Annotated in this window: 2 protein-coding genes and 1 pseudogene; all 3 read left to right on the forward strand. The window is 67.7% G+C overall.

Annotated elements, in window-relative coordinates:
• Positions 1–374: 374 nt before the first annotated feature.
• Positions 375–14513, forward strand: a pseudogene (locus ACQP2D_RS12330) (amino acid adenylation domain-containing protein); the annotation flags it as partial.
• Between the two features lie 45 nt (positions 14514–14558).
• The gene (locus ACQP2D_RS12335) at positions 14559–15488 is read left to right on the forward strand and encodes an aldo/keto reductase (protein ID WP_433683835.1); all 930 of its coding nucleotides are present in this window, start codon (positions 14559–14561) and stop codon (positions 15486–15488) included.
• Positions 15489–15612: 124 nt separating this feature from the next.
• Positions 15613–16977, forward strand: a complete 1365-nt coding sequence (locus tag ACQP2D_RS12340) for a wax ester/triacylglycerol synthase domain-containing protein (protein ID WP_433683836.1) — start codon at positions 15613–15615, stop codon at positions 16975–16977.
• Positions 16978–17075 lie beyond the last annotated feature (98 nt).

Below are 17075 nucleotides of genomic sequence, written 5' to 3' on the forward strand. Positions count from 1 at the left end.
TTGTGGTCAGAGTGCAGGTATGCACACGTGCTGATCGGTTAGCGGAGATTGTGTTGGAAGTGGAGGCGGCACACGAGGTTTGCGCAGTAGTATCGCGATAGCGAGATCGCACTACTTCGGAGTGGCGCTGGCTGGCAGCGGGACGGCTACTGCGATACTGCCGGAGCACCTCCCATCGTTGGGATCATGCGGAAATACGCTGCTTGTATGATGCGCGCTCGGCCCGTGACGATTGATCGTCCGTTCGTGAATCACGTTCCACTTATTGAGGTGTGGTACCCCCGTGGGCAGGTTCGGCATAGTTGAAAGGTGTAGTACCGGAAGTGGCTAGGGATCGTCGTTCCACACGTGGTAGTCGTCGCCGGGTAGGTCTACTTTTCGCGAACTTGCTCGCGGCCGCTGTGGAATCGGCGGCCGACGCCGTCGCCATCCGGTTCGATCCGTCGGGCGATCCAGCCGATGGTCGGAAGTTGACGTACCGGGAACTCGACGAACTGTCCTCCCGGTTGGCGCGCGAGCTGATCGCACGCGGGGTCGGCGCGGGCGATGTGGTGGCGATCGGGATCACGCGCAGCGTCGAATCGGTGCTGGCCGTATGGGCGATCGCGAAGACCGGCGCGGCGTATGTGCCGGTGGATCCCGGATATCCGTCCGAGCGGATCGCGCACATCCTCGCGGATTCGGGTGCGGTGCTCGGGTTGACCACCACGGCACACCGGCCGGTACTCGGCGCGAGTGTGGACTGGCTCGAACTCGATGATCCGGTGCTGGCCGGGCGAATCGGTGCGCGGCCGGGCCACCCGATCTCCTATGCCGACCGGGTGCGCCCGGTCGATCACCGGCACCCCGCATATGTCATCTACACCTCGGGATCGACCGGGAAACCCAAGGGTGTGATGGTCACCCATGCCGGTCTCGGTGGGCTGTTGGCCGCGGCGCGGGAAGTCTCCGGGGTGCGCGAGGGTTCACTGCTCCTGCACGTGTGCTCGCCGAATTTCGACCCCTCGGTGCTCGAACTGCTGCTGGCCTTCTCGTCAGGAGCGACGCTGGTGGTGGCGCCGCCGCACGCATCCGGTGGCCCCGAGCTGACGGAGCTGCTGCGGCGTGAACGGGTCACCCACATGATCATCACGCCGGGTGCGCTGGAGTCGGTGGAGCCGGCCGGGCTCGAGCATCTCGAGATGGTGGCGGTCGGCGGCGAGGCGTGCGGCCCGGAACTGGTGGGACGTTGGGCGCGCGACGGGCGGCGTTTCGTCAACGTATACGGCCCGACGGAAGTGACGGTATGGGCGACCTTGGGGGAACTGCTGCCGGACGAGCCGATCACGATCGGCACCGCGCTCGCGGGAGTTGGCGCATTCGTGCTGGACGCCCGGTTGCGGCCGGTGCCCGCGGGAGTGACCGGTGAGTTGTACCTGTCGGGAGCGGCGCTGGCCCAGGGATATCTCGGACGGCCGGGACTGACCGCGGAACGGTTCGTGGCCAGCCCGCACGAGTTGGACCCCGGCAATCCCGGTGGACGTTTGTATCGCACCGGTGATCTGGTGCGACGCAACGGAACCGACGGCACCCTCGAGTACTTGGGCCGGACGGACTTCCAGGTCAAGATCCGTGGTTTCCGTATCGAGCTGGGTGAGATCGACAATGCGCTGAGCGCCCATCCCGAGATCGACTATGCCGTGACCCTCGGCAAGACGCTGCCCTCCGGTGCGAAGGTCCTGGTGGCGTATGTGCTGCCGCATGCTGGGAGCGGTGTGGACACCGTCGAACTCGCGACCTTCGTCGGGGAGCGGTTGCCGGAGTACATGGTTCCGGCGTCGATCGTGGTGCTCGACCACCTTCCGCTCACCCCGATCGGCAAGCTGGACCGAAACGCGCTGCCGGAACCCGTCTTCGCCGCCAGCGAATTCCGTGCTCCCGTGCGCGAAATCGAAACGATCATCGCCGAGATATTCGCGGCGGTGCTCGGTGTCGAGCGGGTCGGTCTGGACGATTCGTTCTTCGCACTGGGTGGCGATTCGATCCTGTCGATTCAACTGGTGTCGCGGGCCAAAGCGCGCGGTGTCGTGTTCACCGCACGGGATGTCTTCGATCATCGCACCGTCGAGGCATTGGCCGAGATCGCTACGTTGGCAGGTGATGCACAGCAGCAGCGGTTGGCGGAACTGTCGGGCGGCGGGGTCGGCGAGATCCCGTTGACGCCGCTGCTGGCGGCGACGCTGTCGAATGGCGCATCGTACCAACGGTTCTCGCAGTCGATGGCGCTCGCACTGCCCGACGGCATCGATCGCGAAACCTTGGTCGCGACCATCGGTGCGGTATTCGATCACCATGACGTGCTGCGCGCACGGCTGCGCGCCAGCGCCGCGACCGCGGCCGACACCCCATGGGTCTTCGAGGCGCTCGAGCGTGGCGCTCTGGACATCGATGCTCTGGTCGACCGGGTCGAGCTGCCCGCCGATATCTCGGACGCGGAGCTGTCGCAGCGGGCGAATATCGAATACAACGCGGCGCTGGGTCGGCTCGATCCCGCGAACGCGGTGATGGTGCGGTTCGTCTGGTTCGCCTTCCCGGAGTCCGGGGTCCGTCGCGATGTATTGCTGGTCATCGCGCACCATTTCGTGGTCGACGGCGTGTCCTGGCGGATTCTGATTCCGGATCTGGCGGTGGCTTGGTCGCAGCTGGCGGCCGGGCAGCCGGTGGCGTTGCCCGCCAACGGAACCTCGATGCGGCGCTGGGCGCACGCCCTGCTCGACGCGGCGCGGGATCCCGCCCGTATCGCGGAACTGCCATTCTGGCAACAGGTTTCGGCTACCGCGCAGCCGCTGCTCGGTATGCGTGCCTTCGATCCGGCGGTGGACACCTTCGCCACCGTCGACCGTATCCAGGTGACGTTGCCCGCCGGGGTGACCGATGCGGTGCTGACCGCGATTCCGAGCCGGTATCGCGGCGGTGTCAACGATGGCCTGCTGTCCGCGCTGGCACTGGCGGTGAGCAAATGGCGTGGCGAGACCTCCGGCAGTGCCGTGCTGGTCAAGTTGGAAGGCCACGGTCGCGAAGAGGGTGTCGTCGCGGGCGCGGATCTGTCCCGTACGGTCGGCTGGTTCACCAGCGCCTATCCGGTGCGGCTCGATCTCGCGGGCGCGGATGTCGGCGTGGCATTCGCGGGCGGAAAAGCCATGGGCGACATCGTGAAATCGGTGAAGGAGCAGCTGCTGGCGATCCCCGACAAGGGGCTCGGCTACGGTCTGCTGCGCTATCTGAACCCGCAGACCGCCGCGTCGTTGGGCGATGCCGGTCAGATCAGCTTCAACTATCTGGGTCGCATGTCGACAGGGGAGATCCCAGCCGAGTTCGGTGATCGGGGCTGGGTGCCGGTCGCGGATCTGGGGCAGCTGGATGCCGAGCTGGATCCGGACATGCCGGCGAACGGCGTGATCGATATCAACGCGATCGTCACCGACGGGCCGGACGGTCCGGAGCTCGGTGCGTCGTTCGCCTTCCCGAGCGGGCTGTTGTCGCGCGAGCGGGCGCAGGAGCTCGCCGACCTGTGGGTCGCCGCGCTGCACGCACTGGCCGAGCATGTGCGGCGCCCGGAGGCCGGTGGCCGCACGCCGTCGGATCTGGCGCTGGTCAGCGTCGGCCAGTCCGATATCGAAGGGTGGGAACGGGATTACCCGGCCCTCTCGGATGTATGGCCGCTGTCGCCGCTGCAGTCGGGCCTGCTCTTCCACGCGCTATTGGCCGAGTCGAGTGTCGATGTCTACACCACTCAGGCGACGGTTGACCTGGGCGGCACCGTGGACGTCGAGCGGCTGCGGGCCGCGGCGCAGGGCATCGTGGACCGGTATCCGAACCTGCGGACCGCATTCGTCACCGACGCCGACGGTCACCCCGTGCAGGTGGTGCTGGAACGGGTCGAGGTGCCATGGCGGTCGGTTGATCTGACGCACCTGCCCGAGTCCGAGCGGCTGCCGGAGTTGCGGCGGCTGGTCGTGCAGGAGCGGGAAACCCATTTCGACATGTCGGTGGCGCCACTGCTGCGGTTCACCCTGTACCGCACCGAGCAGTGGCATCTGGTGATCACCACCCACCACATCCTGCTCGACGGCTGGTCGATGCCGCTGCTGATGCGAGATGTGCTGGTGCTCTACGCGACTCGGGGCGATCAGTCCGCGCTGCCGCGCGTGCCCTCCTACCGCACCTTCCTGAGCTGGCTGGCCGGTCGGGATCGGGAGGCGTCGCTGCGGGCGTGGGCGCAGGCGCTGTCCGGCGTGGACGAGCCGACTCGGCTGGCGCCACCCCCGCGCACCGCCGAACGCCACGAGATCGGCAAGATCGTCACCGAGATCGACGCCGACCGCACCCGCCGGATCACCGAGCAGGCCACCGAACTCGGCGTCACCGTGAATACCCTGATGCAGGCGGCGTTGGGCATTCTGCTCGGGCGGCTCACCGGCCGCGCCGACGTGGTGTTCGGCACCACGGTGTCCGGCCGTCCGGCCGAACTGTCCGGCGTGGAGTCGATGGTCGGCTTGTTCATCAATACGCTGCCGGTGCGCGTGCGGGTCGATGGCAGGTTGGCGGTCGGCGAGTTCCTGCGGTCCGTGCAACGCGAGCAGGCCGGTCTGCTCGACCACCACCATGTGGGTCTCACCGACATCCAGCGGATCGCCGGGGCCGGAGCACAATTCGACACCCTCCTGGTATTCGAGTCGTACCCGATCGCCCCGGAGGCGATCGCCGCCGCCGATTCCGTCGACGGCATGTCGGTGACCGGTGTCGGTTTGCGCGACGATACGCACTACCCGTTGACACTGCTGGTGACCGCGGCCTCGACGCTCGAACTGACGTGGAAGTATTTGGGCGATCGCTTTACCGCCGAGGCGGTGGAAACCCTTGCCGCACGTCTGATCCGGGTGCTGGAGGCGCTGCTCGGCGATCCCGCCGCTCGGATCGGCGATATCGACATCATGCTGACCGGCGCCGAACGGGATCGAATCCTGCTGGACTGGAACGATACCCGGCAACCGGTCGAACCGGAGCTGCTGCTGGAGGGCTACCGCCGCGCGGTGCGGGCGCATCCGGATCGGGTGGCGGTGGTCTACGAGGGCCGCGAGCTGACGTACCGGGATTTCGATGAGCGTGTCAATAGACTTGCGCGCCTGCTGATTTCGCGCGGTGTCGGTGCCGATTCGCTGGTCGGCCTCGCGGTCCGGCGTTCGCTGGAATCGGTCGTCGGCATCTATGCGATCGGCACTGCCGGTGCCGCGTACGTACCGCTGGATCCGGATCATCCGGCCGAGCGGATCGGGCACATTCTGAGCAGCGCCGAGCTGGCGTGCGTGGTCACCACGACCGCGGATGCCGTACCGGTGCCGGACGGGCTCGCGGTGCTGAACCTCGACACCGAGGAGCTGGACGGATTCGACGGCGCCCCGGTGCGTGCCGAGGAACTGCTGCGACCGGTCCGTCCGGACAACGCGGCGTACGTGATCTTCACCTCGGGCTCCACTGGACGCCCGAAGGGGGTCGCGGTATCGCACGGCGCGATCCACAACCAGATCACCTGGATGCTCGCCGAGTACCGATTGGGCGTCGACGACGTCTACTTCCAGAAGACCGCCGTCACCTTCGATGTCTCGCTGTGGGGCTACTACCTGCCGCTGCGGGTGGGTGCCAAGCTCGTGATAGCCACCCCCGACGGCCACCGCGACCCGGTCTACCTCGCGGAAACCATTGCGGCACAGCGAGTTACCGTCACCGACTTCGTCCCATCGATGCTTTCGGTATTCGCGGCGCACACGCGTGCTGGCGCCGTCTCGACGCTGCGGACGCTGTTCGTCGCCGGTGAAGCGCTGCCGCCGGAGACGGTGCTCGCGCTGCGGGCGATCTCCGATGCCGCCGTGCACAATCTCTACGGGCCGACCGAGGCCGCGGTATCGGTCACGAGCTGGCCTGCTTCCGGCGCCGAGCGCACGGGTGTGCCGATCGGTGCACCGGCGTGGAACACCCGGGTCTACGTGCTGGATTCGCGATTGCGGCCGGTGCCAGCCGGTGTCACCGGCGAACTCTATCTGGCCGGTGACCAGCTGGCCCGCGGCTACGTCGCGCGCCCTGACCTGACCGCGGAGCGGTTCGTGGCCAACCCGTTCGGTTCCGGCGAGCGGATGTACCGGACCGGTGACCTGGTGGTGTGGCGTGCGCTCGATGGCCAGGAACGCGGTGTGCTCGAGTACCGGGGCCGCACCGACTTCCAGGTCAAATTCCGGGGTCTGCGCATCGAACTCGGCGATATCGAATCGGCGCTACTCGCCCAGGCTTCGATTGGTCAATCCGCCGTGCTGGTGCTGCCGTCGGAACCCGGCGATCAGCTGGTGGCCTACGTGGTGCCCACGCCGGGCGCCTCGATCGATTCGGTGCGGTTGCTTTCGGCGCTGGCGGAAACGCTACCCGCGTATATGGTTCCGGCCACGGTCGTGGAGTTGGCCGAATTCCCGCTCAATACCAGCGGCAAGCTGGACCGCAAGGCCTTGCCGCGGCCGAGCTTCACCGCCCGGGACTTCCGCGCCCCGTCCACCCCGATCGAGGAGGTCGTGGCCGGGGTGTTCGCCGATGTGCTCGGCGCGGAGCGGGTGGGTGCCGATGACGACTTCTTCGCCCTCGGTGGCAACTCACTGATCGCGGCCCAGGTGGTGGCCCGGCTGAGTGCGGCGCTGGATGCGCGGGTGCCGGTGCGGGCGCTGTTCGACGCACCGGTGGTCGCCGCACTGGCCGCGGCCATCGCGCCGGGCTCCGGTGCCGGGGCGGATCGTCCCCCGCTGACTCGGACCGCACGGCCGGGGGTGGTGCCGCTATCGCTGGCGCAGTACCGCATGTGGGTGCTCAACCAGGTCGACACCGAATCCCCTTCCTACAACCTGCCATTCGCGATTCGGCTGAGCGGCGCTCTCGACGTGTCCGCACTCGGGCAGGCCGTCGCGGATGTGCTGGAGCGCCACGAAGCGCTGCGCACGAGGTTCCCGGTGCACGGTCCGGACGGGCTGCCGCGCCAGGAGATCCTGTCGGTGACCCAAGCACTGCCCGATGGGTTGCCGGTCGAGGCGGCCACCGCCGACGATCACCAGCGGGTCGCCGAACTGTTGTCCACGGGATTCGATGTCACCGAATATCCGCCCGTGCGGATCCGGTTGTTCTCCGACCCGAGCGCGAACGAACATCTGCTGGTCGTGGTCGTGCACCACATTTCGGCGGACGGCGTATCGCTGGCGCCGCTGGCGCGGGATCTGGCGACCGCCTATCTGGCGCGCGCCGAGGGTACCGCGCCCGGCTGGGCGCCGCTGGCGGTGCAGTACGCCGATTTCGCGCTCTGGCAGCGCACGGTTATCGGCACCGACGACGATGAGAACTCCATCGCCGCACAGCAATTGGCGTACTGGCGTGGCCAGCTGGCCGGTGTCTCGGCGGCCGCACAGCTGCCGCCGGACCACCCGCGTCCGGCGCGGCCATCGATGCGCGGTGCGTCGAGCAGTACGGTCGTCCCCGCGGACATTCACGCAGGGCTGGATCGCCTTGCGCGCGAGCACAATTCATCATTGTTCATGGTCGTCCATGCCGCATTGGCCACACTGCTGGCCCGGCTCTCCGGTGGCTCCGATATCGCGATCGGCACGCCGATCGCCGGTCGTGGCGCGGCCGCCCTGGACGATCTGGTCGGCATGTTCGTCAATACCTTGACGCTGCGCACCGATATCGACCGCGCCGCCACCTTCGCGTCGCTGGTCGAACAGGTCCGCGAGACCGACCTGTCCGCCTTCGCCCATGCCGATATCCCCTTCGAGCGGGTGGTCGAGGTGATGGCACCCGCACGCGACGGCGCGCACAATCCGCTGTTCCAGGTGATGCTGTCGTTCCAGAACACCGAACAGCCAGCCCTCGAGCTGCCCGGACTGACGGTTTCCGCGCTGGAGGTCGGCGAGGTCGTCGCGAAATTCGACCTGCAGGTGATCATCGAACCGCGCCACCGTGAGGATGGGACGCCGGACGAGCTGGCCGTCGTATTCACCTATGCGACAGATCTTTTCGAGGACGCGACGATTCAAGGGCTCGGTCGGCGGTTCGCGCGGATCCTCACCGCGGTCGCCACCGATCCGCGCGCGATCATCGGTGACATCGATATCCTCGACAACCGTGAACGCGAACCGGCATTGATCGCACCGGTCCGGTCCGTCGGGACGGACCCGGCCGAGCACGCACCCGTCACATTGCTGCCGCAGCTGTTGACCGAGGCCGTGGAAAGCAATCCGGACGGTGTCGCCGTGGTCTTCGCCGACGCCGGCGAGCGGCTGGCCGAAGTGGACTATGTCGACCTCGACGAGCGCTCCACCCGGCTGGCCCGGCTGCTGATCGAGCGCGGTATCGGCCCGGAGGATCTGGTCGCCGTCGGCATTCCGCGGTCACCGGAGTCGGTGCTGGCGGTATGGGCGGTCGCCAAGACCGGTGCCGGATTCGTACCGGTCGATCCCAACTATCCCGCCGAGCGGGTACGTCACATGGTCACGGATTCGCGTGCGGTGCTCGGACTTACGGTCGCGGCGGTCGGTGCCGAGCTACCCGACGAGGTGGCGTGGCTCGCCATCGATGCCGACGATATCGATGCGCGCCTCTACGACCACTCCGCCGCCCCGATTACCGACGCGGATCGAGCGCGCCCGTTGCGCGCCGAGCATCCGGCCTATGTCATCTACACCTCCGGATCGACCGGCAAGCCCAAGGGCGTGGTCGTCACGCAGGCCGGACTGTCGAGCTTCTGCGACGAACAGCGCGAGCGCTACCGGGTAACGACCGGTTCGCGCACGCTGCATTTCGCCTCGCCATCATTCGACGCGTCGGTGCTGGAGTTGCTGCTGGCGATCGGCGGGTCGGCGACCATGGTGGTCGTATCGCCGAGCGTCTATGGCGGTGAGGAATTGGCCGCGCTGCTACGCCGGGAGCGGGTGACGCACGCGTTCATCACCCCCGCGGCGCTGGCGTCGGTCGACCCGACCGGCCTGGACAAACTGCGCGTGGTGATCGCCGGTGGCGAGGCATGTCCGCCGGAGTTGGTGCGGCGCTGGACAATTCCGATCGCCGGACGGCGCACCCGTGAGTTCTACAACGGGTACGGGCCGACCGAGACCACGATCATGACCAATATCAGCGCGCCGCTGGTGCCGGGGGAGAGCGTCACCATCGGCGGGCCGATCCGCGCCATTACCGAGTACGTGCTGGATGAGCGTTTGTCTCCGGTGCCCGATCGCGCCGTCGGCGAGCTCTACATCACCGGGCCGCAGCTGGCCCGCGGATATCACGAGCGTCCCGCGCTGACCGCGGCCCGGTTCGTGGCTAATCCATTCGATTTCGGCGGAGCCAGGCTGTACCGAACCGGAGATCTGGTTCGGCGGACGGCCGACGGTGCGCTGGAGTATCTGGGCCGCAACGATTTCCAGGTCAAGGTCCGCGGTTTCCGCATCGAACTCGGCGAGATCGATGCCGTGCTCGCGGCCCATGACACCGTCGACTTCGCGGTTACCGCTGGTCACGAAATCGCCAGCGGTGCAACCATTCTCGTCTCCTATGTGCGCGCCGCCAGCGGCGCGGTGGCCGACGGCGACGAACTCATCGCGTTCGCCGCGAACAGCCTGCCCGCACATATGGTGCCCACCACCGTCATGGTGCTCGACGAGATCCCGCTGACCCCGGTCGGCAAACTCGACCGCGCCGCCTTGCCCGCGCCGGTGCTGCGGGCGCGGGAGTACCGCGCGCCGTCCGGACCGTTGGAGGAATTGGTCGCGGGCGTCTTCACCGAATTGCTCCGTCCCGCAATGCCGGTCGGTGCCGATGACGACTTCTTCGAACTGGGCGGCAGCTCACTGACCGCCACCCGGGTGGTGGCGCGGCTGGGCGCCGCGGTCGATACCCGGGTCCCGGTGCGGCTGCTGTTCGAGGCCTCGACCGTGGCCGCCCTCGCGGACCGACTGCGCGAGCATTCGGCCGGCGGCGGCCGTCCCGCGCCGATCGCCGGTCCGCGACCGGAGCGGATCCCATTGTCGCTGGCGCAGCAGGGCATGTGGTTCCTCAACCGCCTCGATACCGCCTCGGTGGCCTACAACGTGCCGATGGCGGTGCGTTTGAGCGGCGCCCTCGATATCGCGGCACTGCAGGAGGCGGTCGGGGATCTGGTCACCCGCCACGAGATCCTGCGCACGGTGTACCCGTACACCGAGGCGGGCCCGGATGACCCCAATCCGGTTCCGGTGCAGGTGATCCTGCCCGCGACCCAGGCGATACCGCAGGTGCGGATCGAGGCCATCGATCCGGCCGAGGTGGCGGACGCGGTCGCCGATCTGGCGAAGACGGTCTTCGATCTCACCACCGAGGTGCCCATCCGACTCGCCCTGTTCGATCTCGGCGACGCGACGCACCCGGATTCCTCCGACGCGCCGGATTCCGTGCCAGGGCGCGAGTACGTGCTGGCGATGGTGGTGCACCACATCGCCGCCGACGGCTCGTCACTCGGCCCGCTGGTCCGGGATCTGATGACCGCGTATGTGGCACGCTCCGCCGCGGCGGCACCGGAGTGGGCGCCGCTGGCGGTGCAGTACGCCGACTACAGCATCTGGCAGCGCGAGGTGCTCGGCACCGAGGATGATCCGGAATCGGTGGCAGCCCAGCAGATCGCCCACTGGCGGCAGGAGTTGGCTGGTCTGCCCGATCAGCTCGACCTGCCATCGGATCGGCCGCGTCCGCTGTTCCGGTCCGCCGCCGGTGGCCGGGTGTCGGTTCGCATCGACGCCGAAACCCATACGGCGCTGGCCGAATTGGCGCGCGCCGAGGGTGCGACCTTGTTCATGGTCGTGCACACGGCACTCGCGGTGCTGCTGGCGCGATTGTCGGCGACCGACGATATCGCCATCGGCTCGCCGATCGCCGGGCGCGGCGATGCGGTGCTCGACGACCTGATCGGCATGTTCATCAACACCGTGGTCTTCCGCACCCGATACGACGCGGGCGCGACCTTCACCGAACTGCTCGCACGTCAGCGCGAAACCGATCTGCAGGCCTTCGCGAACGCGGACGTGCCGTTCGAACGGCTGGTCAATGTGCTGAATCCGGTGCGGTCGACCACCCGGCACCCGCTGTACCAGGTGGCGCTGTCGTTCCAGAATATGGAACTGGTGGCACTGGAGTTGCCGGGGCTCGCGATCACGACCCTGGATATCGGCACGGAGATATCGCAGTTCGATCTGCACTGGATGATCGGCGACACCTATGACGCCGCCGGCACACCGACCGGGATCGGCGGCGTGGTCACCTACGCCACCGATATGTTCGACGAGCACACCGTGCAGGGTTTCGTGGACCGGTTCACCCGCCTGCTGTCGGTGATCGCCGCTGATCCGCGCGCCGTCCTCGGTGATATCGAGGTGATCGATACGGCCGAACGCGCACAACTGCTATCGGATGCGGTCGACACGACGCATCCGGTATCGGGCGAATCCCTGCTGAGCGGCTACCGCCGCGCCGTCACCGCGGCACCGGAGGCGGTTGCGATCGTGCACGACGCGACGGCCTGGACCTATCGGGAATTCGATGAGCGCGTCAACCGCCTGGCCCGCTATCTGATCGGGCAGGGGATCGGTCCCGAATCCGTAGTGGCGCTTGCGATGCCGCGTTCGCCGGAGCTGGTGGTCGCGATGTACGCGGTGCTGAGCGCGGGCGGCGCGTATCTGCCGCTGGACCGTGACCATCCGGCCGACCGGATCGCGTATGTACTGCACACGGCCGAGCCCGTGTGCGTGCTGACGACGAGCGGGCATCCGGTGTCGGTTTCCGGGCCGCGGGTCGTCGATATCGATGCCCTCGATCTGTCGGCATACTCGGCCGATCCGGTCGCCGCCGGCGAGTTGCGCGCGCCGCTGCATCCGGACCACCCCGCGTACGTGCTGTTCACCTCGGGGTCGACCGGTAGGCCAAAGGGCGTGCTGGTGTCGCACCGCGCGATCACCAACCAGATCGAATGGATGGTGGCGGAGTACGCGTTCCGGCCCGACGATGTCTACCTGCAGAAGACCGCGACCACGTTCGACGTATCGCTGTGGGGTTTCTTCGTACCGCTGTGGGTGGGCGCGCGGCTGGTGCTCGCCGCGCCGGACGGCCAGCGCGATCCGGGCTACATCGCCGACCTGATCAGCACCCATCGGGTGACGGTCACCGATTTCGTGCCGTCCGTGCTGCAGGTGTTCCTGGCCGCGGCCCGGACCGAGCAGTTGGCGTCGCTGCGCGAGGTGTTCGTCATCGGTGAGGCACTGCCGCCGGGCACCGTCGCCGATTTCGCCGCGCTGTCGGATGCCGGGCTGCACAACCTGTACGGCCCCACCGAGGCGGCGGTCTCGGTGACGTATCGGCCCGCGTCCACCAGCGACCGGACGACGGTGCCGATCGGTGTGGCGCTGTGGAATACCCGCACCTACGTCCTCGATTCTCGACTGCATCTGACGCCCGCCGGTGTGGTCGGCGAACTGTATTTGGCGGGAATCCAATTGGCGCGCGGCTACCTGCGGCGCGCGGATCTGACCGCGGATCGGTTCGTCGCCGATCCGTACGGGCCGCCGGGTGCGCGGATGTACCGGACCGGTGATCTGGTGCGTCGCCGCGCCGACGGCGTGCTGGAGTACCTGGGCCGCACCGACTTCCAGGCGAAGATCCGCGGACACCGGATCGAGCTGGGGGAGATCGAGGCCGCGCTGCTCGCCGAGCCGTCCGTCGCGCAGGCCGTGGTCGTGGTGGCGGCATCGGATATCGGGGATCAGCTGGTCGCCTACGTGGTACCGGCGACCGAACTCGCGGCCGATGCCGTGCGCGAAGCGCTGGCACAGGTGCTGCCGTCCTATATGGTGCCCTCGGTGATCATGGAGCTGGAATCCTTCCCGATGAACGGCAGCGGGAAGCTGAATCGTGCCGCGCTGCCGCGGCCGGTTTTCCGAGCCCGCGATTACCTGGCACCGGAGACCACCACCGAGCGGGCCGTCGCCGCGGCCTATGCCGAGGTGCTCGGCGTGGCCCGGATCGGTGCCGAGGACGATTTCTTCGAACTCGGCGGCACCTCGCTGCTGGCCTTCACACTGCAGCGCGCGCTGGCCGCCCGGCTCGGCATCGACGTGCCGATGGCGGCATTGTTCACCGCGCCGACGGTGCGCGGCCTGGCCACCCGCATCGACTATCCGGACGAACCCGCGGCGGTACCCGCGACCGATGACGGCGCGACGATCGACACCGATGTCGTGCTCGGACCGGAGATCGATACCGAAGGTGTCGCACCCATGCGTCCAGCAGCCCCCCGGGATGTGCTGCTCACCGGTGCGACCGGATTCGTCGGCGCACATCTGCTGCGAGAGTTGCTGGCCAGCACGCCGGTTCGCGTCTGGTGCCTGGTGCGCGGCGACGATGACGAGCGGGCATACAAGCGGATCCGCGACGCCCTGCAGCAGTACCGGATCTGGGACGACTCCTACCAATCCCGAATCGTCGCCGTCGCAGGTGATCTGGCAGCGCCCCGCCTCGGGCTCGACCAGGCCGGTTACGCGCGGCTGGCCGAACGGATCGATGCGATCTACCACAATGGAGCTCGCGTCAACCACATCGAGCCCTATGCGCGGCTGCGCGCGGCGAACGTCTCGGGTACCCGCGAGGTGCTCGGCCTGGCGACCACCGGCCGGATCAAGCCCGTGCATTTCGTCTCCACCGTCAATGCCGTGATTCCGGCCGTCACCGCACCGGATTTCATCGGCCGGGAGAATGCGGAGCTGAGCCTCGGCGAGGTGTCCGGAAACGGATATGTGGCCAGCAAATGGGTTGCCGAGCAACTGGTTCGGCAGGCGGGCGCACGCGGTGTGCCGGTGAGCATCTACCGTCCCGGCATCGTGTGCGGCGATCCGCGGCTCGGTGTGAACAGCGTCGACGACTCGTTCTGGAATATGATCCGGGCGGCCGCCATCCTCGGGCTCGCCCCCGAAACCGCCGACGCCGCGATGTCGCTGGTACCGGTGAACTACGTGGTATCTGCCATTGTGACGCTGGCCGACCGGCCCGCGATCGGCGCGGCGTACCACCTGGTGAACCCGCGGTCGGTGGTAATTCGCGACATCTTCGAAGCCATCCGCAGACACGGGATTCCGATCGCGATCGCCTCGGTCGAGGAGATCGCGACGAAGCTGGCCGAACAAGCCGCGGCGCGTGATGCGGCGGGCGACGACTCCCTGGTGCGCGCCGCGCTGGTCAGCGGTAACTATGGCGGGGTTTCGGCCCCGATCGACGACACCCATACTCGTATCGAGCTCGCCAAACAACACATCCACTGCCCACCCATCGATGCTGCCGCGCTCGACGCCTACGTCAGATCCTTCATCGACTCGGGCTTCTTCCCGATCCCGAGCGATGACGACCTACCGGAGGACCTCGTCGAATCCCGATGAGGCAGTGTGTGCCGCAGCATCGTCCATATCTACCGAAAGGAAAGCATGACCACCGAAGCCCAGTCCCGTCCCGCCGCCGCCTCGGGCACCTTCGCCCTCGGCGGTGACCTACCGGTCCAGCGCTTGGGCTACGGCGCCATGCAGATCACCGGCCCCGGCGTGTGGGGCGATCCGAAGGATCCCGATGAGGCCGTACGGGTGCTGCGCCGTGCCGTCGAACTCGGCATCACCTTCATCGACACCGCGGATTCCTATGGTCCGTTCGTCAGCGAAACCCTCATCCGCCGGGCGCTGCACCCGTATCCCGACGACCTGGTGATCGCCACCAAAGGCGGGTTGACCCGTCCTCGTCCTGGTGAGTGGCGTACGGTCGGCCGCCCGGAATATCTGCGCCAGCAGCTCGAACTGAGCCTGCGCCATCTCGGTGTCGACCGCATCGATCTCTATCAGCTGCACCGGATCGACCCGAAGGTCGCGCTCGCCGACCAACTGGGTGAGCTGGCATTGCTGCAGCAAGAGGGCAAGATTCGCCATATCGGCCTGTCCGAGGTGAGCGTCGTCCAGCTCGTGAAGGCTCGCAAGATCGTCGATATCGTCTCGGTACAGAATCAGTACAACCTCGCCAACCGCAGCGCAGAGGACGTACTCGAATACGCCGAGGCGAACAACATCGCGTTCATTCCGTGGTTCCCCATGGCCACCGGCGATCTCGCGCGTCCCGGCGGTCCACTGGACAGCCTCGCGCGCACCGACGCCAGCCCGTCCCAGCTCGCGCTGGCCTGGCTGCTGCGGCGCTCGCCGGTCATCCTGCCCATTCCGGGTACCTCGAGTGTGGCGCATCTGGAGGAGAACACCGCCGCCGCCACCATCACGCTCACCGATGACGAATACGCCGCACTGTCCGCGGTGAGCACTCCCGCACCGGGAGGCACCGGTGGTTGGCGTTCCCTGCTGCCGAAATTGTCCCGCGGCTGACGAACGCCGGTCCCCAGTCGCCACGGCTGGGGACCGCCAGCGGACCGCCAACGCCGACAGCCGATTTCAGTTCCGCTCAACGTAATGGCAGAGTGCAGCAAATCGGATCGACGAGAGCAACATCATGCATGAATCACAGCTGGTGGCCAATGACGCCGCCTACTACTATCTGGCCCGCTCGGGTCGGGTCACCGACTGGCCGATGTGGTGGGTGTTCGATAACGAGACCGGCGCGCCGCCGACCGCCGCGGATATCGTCGCCCACTTCGGCGAACGCGCCGAACTGCTCGCACCGCTGCGCCGCCGCATCCGCGAGGTGCCGGGCGGGCTCGGGCATCCGTATTGGGTGGTAGACGACAGCCCGATCGCTGCGCACATCGTCACTCATGATGCGGCACAACTGGATTGGGCCCAGTGTCTGGACGAGATGGGACGCGTTCTGGCGCAGCCGCTGGACGCACGGGTGAGCGCCTGGCAGCTCCACGTATTTCCGAATGTGGTCGGTATCGCCACGCTGAGCGGCGCGGGCACCGTGGTGCTGATGCATATCAGTCATGCCCTGATGGCGGGTCCGGCCATGACCTCGTTGTCGGAGGCATTGTTCGCCTCGGCGCCGTTGCGGATCGATGGGCTCGGTCCTGCCGCGAGACGTCCGCGCTTGGCGCTCACCGCCGTTGGCGGGGCGCTGCGCTGGCCGTTGCAGGTACTGGGGTTCAACCTCCGCGTCCGTGGCGAAATGCGCCGGATCGCCCGCGAGGGCGATGACGGCGGGCCGAACACGCCACCGGTTAGCCCGACCGTGCTCAACCGGCGAATCGGTACGGGACGCGCCGTGCGCACGATCCCCTTGGACCTGCGCGACGTGCGGGTGCCGGGGATTACCGTGACGGCCCTCGGGCTGGCCGCGATCTCGCGCGCCGTGCAGCGCTATCTCGAAAAACGCGATGGGACATGCCCCGACGATCTCGCCGCATTGGTGACCATCGCGGTGCCCGACGCCGCGGTGATGGGGGTCAATCGCGTGGGTGCCGACGCGGTCGTCCTGGCCGCGGGTGAGCCCGATCTCGCCGATCGCGCACGAGCCGTCGAGGCCACCTTGCGCGAGCGTCGCCGCTCACCATCGAGCCGCCGGGAACTGGGCCGACTCGCGCTGGTCGACCGGCTGCCGAGCCGCGTCTACCGGGCCAGGTTCGGTACGCTGCCGCCCGCGGATCCGAGCGCGCCCGCGCTCGCCCATACGATCCTGACCAGCATCAGGTGCGAGCCGACCGGCGAATGGTTATTGCTGGGCAAGCCGTTTCGATTCGCGGGCGGGCTGCCGCCGGTGTACCCGGACATCGGTCTGGCGCATTCGTTCGTCGGCGTCGGCGACAGCTTCACCGTATCCGTGGCATGCGATCCGGAGATAGTCCCCGACCTCGACGCCTACCGCGACATCCTGCTGGAATCGCTCCGCGACGTCGCCGCTGCTCTCGGCGAGTCGGACTAGCCGAGGCAGTTCGTCGAGGCGAGTCGAATGGTGGTTGTGGATGGGGTTTTGAGCGACCATATGACTCGGCTCGACGAACTGAAATGCCAGTAGTGGGG

The organism is Nocardia sp. CA-119907 (genome assembly GCF_050955995.1).
Lineage (GTDB): Bacteria > Actinomycetota > Actinomycetes > Mycobacteriales > Mycobacteriaceae > Nocardia.

Coding starts and splice junctions, on each gene's coding strand:
- ACQP2D_RS12335 (WP_433683835.1), top strand. CDS start 14,559: ATGACCACCGAAGCCCAGTCCCGTCCCGCCGCCGCCTCGGGCACCTTC.
- ACQP2D_RS12340 (WP_433683836.1), top strand. CDS start 15,613: ATGCATGAATCACAGCTGGTGGCCAATGACGCCGCCTACTACTATCTG.